The 7,629-nt window shown below is 71.3% G+C and carries 6 protein-coding genes; all 6 read left to right on the top strand.

The features are described 5' to 3' along the window. Positions 1-931: Holliday junction branch migration DNA helicase RuvB (gene ruvB, locus RIF68_RS20000; protein ID WP_309052655.1), on the top strand; the 931-nt coding region annotated here is incomplete at its 5' end. Between the two features lie 202 nt (positions 932-1,133). Next, on the top strand, positions 1,134-1,607 hold the full coding sequence (gene yajC / locus RIF68_RS19995; protein ID WP_309052654.1) for a preprotein translocase subunit YajC: 474 nt from the start codon (positions 1,134-1,136) through the stop codon (positions 1,605-1,607). Positions 1,608-1,754: 147 nt separating this feature from the next. After that, positions 1,755-3,554, top strand: a complete 1,800-nt coding sequence (gene secD, locus RIF68_RS19990; protein WP_309052653.1) for a protein translocase subunit SecD — start codon at positions 1,755-1,757, stop codon at positions 3,552-3,554. Position 3,555: 1 nt separating this feature from the next. Beyond that, positions 3,556-4,620: a protein translocase subunit SecF gene (gene secF, locus RIF68_RS19985; protein ID WP_309052652.1), complete on the top strand. Its 1,065-nt coding sequence runs from the start codon at positions 3,556-3,558 to the stop codon at positions 4,618-4,620. Then, entirely contained in the window at positions 4,617-5,168 is a 552-nt protein-coding gene (locus RIF68_RS19980; protein WP_309052651.1) for an adenine phosphoribosyltransferase, read from the top strand. Before secF ends, RIF68_RS19980 begins: the two co-directional genes overlap by 4 nt. Before the next feature lie 261 nt (positions 5,169-5,429). Next, positions 5,430-7,629 (top strand): bifunctional (p)ppGpp synthetase/guanosine-3',5'-bis(diphosphate) 3'-pyrophosphohydrolase (locus tag RIF68_RS19975; RefSeq protein WP_309052650.1); only part of this gene is annotated, 2,200 nt, incomplete at its 3' end.

Below are 7,629 nucleotides of genomic sequence, written 5' to 3'. Positions count from 1 at the left end.
GGCCGCCCGCCAGCGCGGTGCCACCGCCGACCACGTCCTGCTCTCCGGCGCCCCCGGCCTCGGCAAGACCACCCTGTCGATGATCATCGCGGCCGAGATGAACGCGCCCATCCGCATCACCTCCGGCCCCGCCATCCAGCACGCCGGCGACCTCGCCGCGATCCTCTCCTCCCTCCAGGAGGGCGAGATCCTCTTCCTCGACGAGATCCACCGGATGTCCCGGCCCGCCGAGGAGATGCTCTACATGGCGATGGAGGACTTCCGTGTCGACGTCATCGTCGGCAAGGGCCCCGGAGCCACCGCCATCCCGCTGGAGCTCCCGCCCTTCACCCTGGTCGGCGCCACCACCCGGGCCGGCCTCCTGCCGCCCCCGCTGCGCGACCGCTTCGGCTTCACCGCCCACATGGAGTTCTACGACCCGGCCGAGCTCCAGCGGGTGATCCACCGCTCCGCCGGGCTCCTCGACGTCGAGATCGATCCCGACGGAGCCGCCGAGATCGCCGGCCGCTCCCGTGGCACCCCCCGGATCGCCAACCGCCTGCTGCGCCGGGTCCGCGACTACGCCCAGGTCAGGGCGGACGGCCGGATCACCCGCGAGATCGCGGCGGCCGCCCTCGGTGTCTACGAGGTCGACAGCCGCGGCCTCGACCGCCTCGACAGGGCCGTCCTGGAAGCCCTCCTGAAGCTGTTCGGCGGCGGACCCGTCGGCCTGTCGACCCTCGCCGTCGCGGTGGGGGAGGAGCGCGAGACCGTCGAGGAGGTCGCCGAACCCTTCCTCGTACGGGAAGGGCTGCTGGCCCGCACGCCCCGGGGCCGCGTCGCCACCCCCGCGGCCTGGGCCCACCTCGGACTGGTTCCTCCGCAGGCCGCGCCGCCCGGTGGCGCCGCGAAGCCAGGGGCGACGGGACAACAGGGGCTGTTCGGGACCTGAGGCCGCCGCGACGGCGCGGTGACGGGCGCGTGACGGCGCGGAGTCTCGCCGGACCAGGAACCGCGGTGCCATGCTGGGCGTTGTTCCATCGATGCGGACTCGCCTAGACTCCGCCGATGCCGCCCTTTCCGGTCGGCGTACCCCACCCCCGAAAAACAGGCCGCGGGCTCATCGCCGCGACCGTGCGAAGGAATCCCGTCCCGTGAACCTCCTGACCTTCCTCCCCTTCATCGTCCTCATCGGGGCCATGTTCCTGATGACGCGCTCTGCGAAGAAGAAGCAGCAGCAGGCGGTGGAGATGCGCAACCAGATGCAGCCCGGCACCGGCGTACGGACGATCGGGGGGATGTACGCCACCGTCAAGGAGATCGGCGACGAGACCGTTCTCCTGGAGGTCGCTCCCGGCGTCCACGCCGTCTACGCGAAGAACGCGATCGGCGCGGTCCTGGAGGACTCCGAGTACAACCGCATCGTCCACGGCGACGACGAGGAGTCGGACACCGACGCCGTCGTCCCGGACGACGCCTCCTCGCTGACCGGGTCCACCGACCCGGTGCAGACCGACGGGGCCGAGGACGTCCGGCCCAGGACCGACCTGACCAAGAAGGCGGACACCGCCGAGGCGGGGCAGGGCGACACGGACGGCAAGGCCGAGGGCGAGGCAGACACCAAGTAACCGCGACCGGGGGTCACGTGCCACGCCCACCGGCGTCCGCGCGGTCCCCGGACCGGTTCACGTCTGCGGGGGAAGGTCCCCACACACACTTCGTGGCCGCCTCGCGCACACCCAAACGCGAGGCGGTTGGACAGGGAGAAACGACAGGTGGCAGCACCGAAGAAGGGCCGAAGGCCGGCGGGGGCCCAGAGCCGGCCGGGCCGCGCCCTGGCATTCATCTTGATCGCCATGGTCGCGCTCACCGGCGGCATGTTCTGGTCGGGGCACACCACCCCGCGCCTCGGCATCGACCTCGCCGGCGGTACGTCGATCACGCTCAAGGCGAAGGCCGACCCCGGGCAGGAGTCCGCGGTCAACGAGACCAACATGAACACCGCGGTCGGCATCATCGAGCGCCGTGTCAACGGTCTCGGCGTCTCCGAGGCCGAGGTCCAGACGCAGGGCCGCGAGAACATCATCGTCAACATCCCTCGCGGGACGAACGAGAAGCAGGCCCGGGAGCAGGTCGGCACCACCGCCCAGCTCTACTTCCGGCCCGTCCTCGCCGTCGCGCCCGCCGTGCCGCCGCAGCAGGCGCCCAGCACCGGCACGACCGGCTCCCCGTCGTCGTCGCCGAAGCCGAGCGCCTCCTCCTCCGGTGCCACCGCCGGCGAGAAGTCGACCGGCCCGACGGCGACCGGTACCCCGAAGGCCACCGCCACCACCCAGGGCCGCGTCCTGTCCGAGGCCCTCAAGGCCCCGAGCCCGACGCCCACCGGCAGCGCCTCGCCCTCCGGGTCCGCGAGCCCGAAGGCCACGCCGACGCCCACCGCGCCGCCGGCGCCGGACGCCGCCACCGCGGCGCTCCAGCAGAAGTTCGCCTCCCTGAACTGCCTCGACCCCAAGCAGCGCTCGGCCGCCGGCAAGGGCGTCAAGCCCAGCGAGCCGACCGTCGCCTGCGGTGAGGACGACCCGGGCATCTGGTCGAAGTACCTCCTCGGCCCGGCCGAGGTCGAGGGCCGTGACGTCGACGACGCCCAGGGCGCCTTCGACCAGCAGCGCGGCATGTGGATCGTGACCATGGACTTCACGGGCGCGGGCTCGAAGAAGTTCCAGTCGATCACCAGCAAGCTCTCGCAGCAGACCGACCCGCAGAACCGCTTCGCGATCGTCCTCGACGGCCAGGTCGTCTCCGCGCCCTCCGTCCGCCAGACGCTCAGCGCCAGCGCGGAGATCTCCGGCAACTTCAACCAGCAGTCCGCCCAGGACCTCGGCAACATCCTGTCCTACGGCGCCCTGCCCCTCACCTTCGACACCCAGAGCGTCGACACCGTCACCGCCGCCCTCGGCGGCGACCAGCTGGAGGCCGGCCTGATCGCCGGCGCCATCGGTCTCGGCCTCGTCGTGCTCTACCTGGTCGTCTACTACCGCGGCCTGTCGCTGGTGGCCATCCTCAGCCTCGGCGTCTCGGCCCTCCTCACCTACGTGATCATGGCCCTGCTCGGCCCGGCCATCGGCTTCGCGCTGAACCTGCCGGCCGTCTGCGGCGCCATCGTCGCCATCGGCATCACCGCCGACTCGTTCATCGTCTACTTCGAGCGCGTCCGTGACGAGCTCCGCGAGGGCCGCACGCTCCGCCCGGCCGTCGAGCGCGCCTGGCCGCGCGCCCGCCGTACGATCCTGGTCTCCGACTTCGTGTCGTTCCTGGCCGCGGCTGTCCTCTTCATCGTCACCGTCGGCAAGGTCCAGGGCTTCGCGTTCACGCTCGGCCTGACCACCCTGCTCGACATCGTCGTGGTGTTCCTCTTCACCAAGCCGGTCATGACGCTGCTGGCCCGCACCAAGTTCTTCGGCAACGGCCACCCGTGGTCCGGCCTGGACCCGAAGCGCCTCGGCGCCAAGCCGCCGCTGCGCCGCTCCCGCCGTACCACCGCCCCCGCCGGCCCTGTCGAACCGAAGGAGGCGTGAGATGTCGAAGCTCGGAGATCTCGGCGCCCGACTCCACCGTGGTGAGGTCGGCTACGACTTCATCGGCAACCGCAAGATCTGGTATGGCCTGTCCATCCTGATCACCATCACCGCCATCGTCGCCCTGGCCGTCCGCGGCCTCAACATGGGCATCGAGTTCCAGGGCGGTGCCGTCTTCACCACCCCGAAGACGGCCGTCTCCGTCAGCCAGGCCCAGGAGTACGCGGAGGAGGCCTCCGGCCACGACGCGATCGTCCAGCAGCTCGGCAACGGCTCCCTGCGCATCCAGGTCGGCGGCCTGGACACCGAGCAGTCCGACAAGGTCCGCTCGGAGCTCGCCAAGGACCTGAGCGTCCCCGAGGAGAAGATCGCGGCCGAACTCGTCGGCCCGAGCTGGGGTGAGCAGATCGCCAACAAGGCCTGGACGGGCCTCGGGGTCTTCATGATCCTCGTGGTGATCTACCTGGCCATCGCCTTCGAATGGAGAATGGCGGTCGCGGCGCTCATCGCCCTGATCCACGACCTCACCATCACGGTCGGCATCTACTCGCTGGTCGGCTTCGAGGTCACCGTCGGTACGGTCATCGGTCTGCTGACGATCCTCGGTTACTCGCTGTACGACACCGTCGTCGTCTTCGACTCCCTCAAGGAACAGACGAAGGACATCACGAAGCAGACCCGCTTCACCTACAGCGAGCTCGCCAACCGTTCCATCAACGGCACCCTGGTCCGCTCGATCAACACCACCGTGGTGGCGCTGCTGCCGGTCGCCGGCCTCCTCTTCATCGGTGGCGGTGTCCTCGGCGCGGGCATGCTCAACGACATCTCGCTGTCGCTGTTCGTGGGTCTGGCCGCCGGCGCCTACTCGTCGATCTTCATCGCCACCCCGCTCGTCGCCGACCTCAAGGAGCGCGAGCCGGCGATCAAGGCCCTCAGGAAGCGCGTCCAGGCCAAGCGGGCCTCCGCCGCCGCCAAGGACGACGGCTTCGACGGCGCCGACGCGGAGACGGCCGTGGTGGGCGGCCAGCGCGCCGCGCACCGTGGCACCCAGGAGCACCGCGGATGACGGCCGGGACCCAGGACGTCACCGCCCTGCTGCTCAGCCGCATCAGGGACGTCCCCGACTACCCGAAGCCGGGGGTGCTGTTCAAGGACATCACCCCGCTGCTCGCGGACCCGGAGGCGTTCGGCGCGCTCACCGAGACCCTCGCCGGCCTCTGCGCCGCGCAGGGCGCGACGAAGGTCGTCGGCCTGGAGGCCCGCGGCTTCATCCTCGCGGCGCCCGTCGCCGTCCGCGCGGGCCTGGGCTTCATCCCGGTCCGCAAGGCCGGCAAGCTCCCCGGGGCGACGCTGCGGCAGGCGTACGAGCTGGAGTACGGCACCGCCGAGATCGAGGTGCACGCCGAGGACCTGGCCGAGGGCGACCGCGTCATGGTCATCGACGACGTCCTCGCCACCGGCGGCACCGCCGAGGCCTCCCTCGACCTCATCCGCCGCGCGGGCGCCGAGGTCGCGGGCGTCGCGGTCCTCATGGAGCTCGGCTTCCTGCCGGGCCGCGCGCGGCTGGAGCCGGCCCTGAACGGGGCTCCGCTCACGGCGCTGATCACCGTCTGAGGATCGCGTACACCCCGACACGGGCGCCCCGGGAATCCCCGGGGCGCCCCTGTCGTTCTCCCGGACGGATCCCGGGGCAGCCCGGAACGCGGGGCGCCCCGCGAGAGCCGGCCGCGGGCCCTGCCCGCCGGCGAGCCGTCCGAAACCCGGGCGCGTGGGCACGCCGGGGCCCGGCTCGATACCATGGCCTTTCCGGGCCTGACCGGGGGACCCGGAACCTCCCCCAGACGCGGTCCGGGGGGACCCCCCAGAGGAGCGCTCTTGCCAGACGAGGCCCAGCCACTCTCCGCCGCGCAGCCCGACCCGAAGGCCGACCGGGCCGCGCCGGGGACCGGCGCGCCCGAGGACCGGCCCGCGGAGAACAGGCCCGCGCCTGCTGCGCCCGCCCCGGCCCCGACCCCGCCCGCGCGGCCCGCCCCGGCCCCGGCCGGCCGCTCCGGCGGTTCCTCGAACCGGGTCCGCGCCCGCCTCGCCCGGCTGGGCGTCCAGCGTTCCTCCCCGTACAACCCGGTCCTCGAACCGCTGCTGCGGATCGTCCGCTCCAACGACCCGAAGATCGAGACCGCGACGCTCCGCCAGATCGAGCGCGCCTACCAGGTGGCCGAGCGCTGGCACCGCGGCCAGAAGCGCAAGAGCGGCGACCCGTACATCACCCACCCGCTCGCCGTCACCACCATCCTCGCCGAGCTCGGCATGGACCCGGCGACCCTCATGGCCGGTCTCCTCCACGACACCGTCGAGGACACCGAGTACGGCCTCGACACCCTCCGCCGCGACTTCGGCGACCAGGTCGCCCTCCTCGTCGACGGCGTCACCAAGCTCGACAAGGTCAAGTTCGGCGAGGCCGCCCAGGCCGAGACCGTCCGCAAGATGGTCGTCGCCATGGCCAAGGACCCGCGCGTCCTGGTCATCAAGCTCGCCGACCGCCTGCACAACATGCGCACCATGCGCTACCTCAAGCGGGAGAAGCAGGAGAAGAAGGCCCGCGAGACCCTGGAGATCTACGCCCCGCTGGCGCACCGGCTGGGCATGAACACCATCAAATGGGAACTGGAGGACCTCGCCTTCGCGATCCTCTACCCGAAGATGTACGACGAGATCGTCCGGCTCGTCGCCGAGCGCGCCCCCAAGCGCGACGAGTACCTCGCCATAGTGACCGACGAGGTGCAGGCCGACCTCCGGGCCGCCCGGATCAAGGCCACCGTCACCGGCCGCCCCAAGCACTACTACAGCGTCTACCAGAAGATGATCGTCCGCGGCCGGGACTTCGCGGAGATCTACGACCTGGTCGGCATCCGCGTCCTCGTGGACACCGTCCGCGACTGCTACGCGGCCCTCGGCACCGTCCACGCGCGATGGAACCCGGTCCCCGGCCGGTTCAAGGACTACATCGCGATGCCGAAGTTCAACATGTACCAGTCGCTGCACACGACGGTCATCGGACCCAACGGCAAGCCGGTCGAACTCCAGATCCGCACCTTCGACATGCACCGGCGCGCCGAGTACGGCATCGCCGCCCACTGGAAGTACAAGCAGGAGGCCGTCGCCGGCGCCTCCAAGGTGCGCACCGACGCCCCCCGCAAGGCCGGCAAGGACGACCACGTCAACGACATGGCGTGGCTGCGGCAGCTGCTCGACTGGCAGAAGGAGACGGAGGACCCCTCCGAGTTCCTGGAGTCGCTCCGCTTCGACCTCTCGCGCAACGAGGTCTTCGTCTTCACGCCCAAGGGCGACGTCATAGCGCTGCCCGCCGGCGCCACCCCCGTCGACTTCGCCTACGCCGTCCACACCGAGGTCGGCCACCGCACCATAGGCGCGCGGGTCAACGGGCGGCTCGTCCCCCTCGAATCGACCCTCGACAACGGTGACCTGGTGGAGGTCTTCACCTCCAAGGCGGCCGGCGCGGGCCCCTCCCGCGACTGGCTGGGCTTCGTCAAGTCGCCCCGCGCCCGCAACAAGATCCGCGCCTGGTTCTCCAAGGAGCGCCGCGACGAGGCCATCGAGCAGGGCAAGGACGCCATCGCGCGCGCCATGCGCAAGCAGAACCTGCCGATCCAGCGGATCCTCACCGGCGACTCCCTCGTCACCCTCGCCCACGAGATGCGCTACAGCGACATCTCCTCGCTGTACGCGGCGATCGGCGAGGGCCACGTCACCGCCCAGTCCATCGTGCAGAAGCTGGTCCAGGCGCTCGGCGGCGAGGAGGCCGCCACCGAGGACATCGCCGAGACCGCCCCGCCGAGCCGCGGCCGCTCCAAGCGCCGCTCCAGCGCCGACCCCGGCGTGGTCGTCAAGGGCGTCGAGGACGTGTGGGTGAAGCTCGCCCGCTGCTGTACCCCGGTCCCCGGCGACCCGATCATCGGCTTCGTCACCCGCGGCAGCGGCGTCAGCGTCCACCGCAGCGACTGTGTCAACGTCGACTCGCTCTCCCGCGAGCCCGAGCGGATCCTGGACGTCGAGT

The organism is Streptomyces sp., from assembly GCF_031178505.1.
Lineage (GTDB): Bacteria > Actinomycetota > Actinomycetes > Streptomycetales > Streptomycetaceae > Streptomyces > Streptomyces gulbargensis.
The sequence above is the reverse complement of the archived record's forward strand: the minus strand, read 5'-3'. Positions and strand labels throughout refer to the sequence as shown.